A 1,004-nucleotide genomic window follows, 5' to 3' on the forward strand; every position below is an offset into this window, starting at 1 on the left:
GCAGCCGTGGCCGAGTCACTGAGGCAGCCGTGGCCGAGTCACTGAGGCAGCCGTGGCCGAGTCACTGAGGCAGCCGTGGCCGAGTCACTGAGGCAACCGTGGCCGATGCGCTGAGTGTTCGCTCACCGAGCAGCCAGTCAACGGCACAAGAACTTCGACTCCGCCCAGTCCGCCAGGGCCGCCGAGTCGAAGGGGCCCTGAGGTTCGACGACGAGGCGGATCGTCCTGCGGCCGGTCAGGCTGACATGGACGGGGACCGCCGGGTCGCCGCCCTCGATCAGCGGCGACTGCCACAGCTGGGACCCGCCGGCGTACACGGAGAAGCGCACCGTCCCCAGGCCCATCGTCAGGTCGTCGACGCCGACCATCGCGTCGTACGAGGAGCAGCTGCGGTTGAGGTCGATGGTGACGGAAGACTGGCCGTGGACGGTGACGCCGTGCGCGTACTGGTTGTTCGCGATCGACACCCCGTCGCGCCGCCACACCCAGCTGCTCTCGCCGAGCCGCATCTCGGGCTTGGTGTGGTCGCCCATGACGCTGTAGTCCAGCTCGCTCCACTGGTAGACGACCGGGGCGGCCGGGGGAGGCGTCGGGGTCGGCGTGGGCTTCGGCTTCGCCGGGGTCGGCGTGGGCGACGGTTTGGGCGTGGGCTTCGGGGTCGGCGTGGGCGTGGGCGTCGGAGATGGGGTCGGGGCGGGAGCCGGGGCGGGCGCGATCACCGGCGGCTTCGGTGCGGGCGCCTTCTTCGGCGGCTTCGGCGACGGCAGCGGCGCTTCGACGGCGGGTGAGGTGGCCGGTTTGGCCTCGGGCTTCTTGGCCGGGCTGTCGTTGCCGACCAGGGCGAGCGCCACCGCCGCCGCGGCCACCGCGACGACACCCGCCGCGATACCGGCCTTGACCGGTGCGCCGAGCCCTTCGGAGGCCACCGCGCCGCCCCCGCTGGACGGCGGCCGTCTTGCCGCACAGGTCCTCGATGCCCTTGATGCCCTCCGGGTTGCCCTTCT

The 1,004-nt window shown here is 72.4% G+C and carries 1 protein-coding gene; it reads right to left on the reverse strand.

Annotated elements, in window-relative coordinates; translation table 11 throughout:
- Positions 1-137: 137 nt before the first annotated feature.
- A partial coding sequence (locus AB0D27_RS45545; protein WP_362521567.1) for an NPCBM/NEW2 domain-containing protein occupies positions 138-1,004 on the reverse strand: 867 nt, incomplete at its 5' end.

The organism is Streptomyces sp. NPDC048415 (assembly GCF_040651675.1).
Taxonomy (GTDB): domain Bacteria; phylum Actinomycetota; class Actinomycetes; order Streptomycetales; family Streptomycetaceae; genus Streptomyces.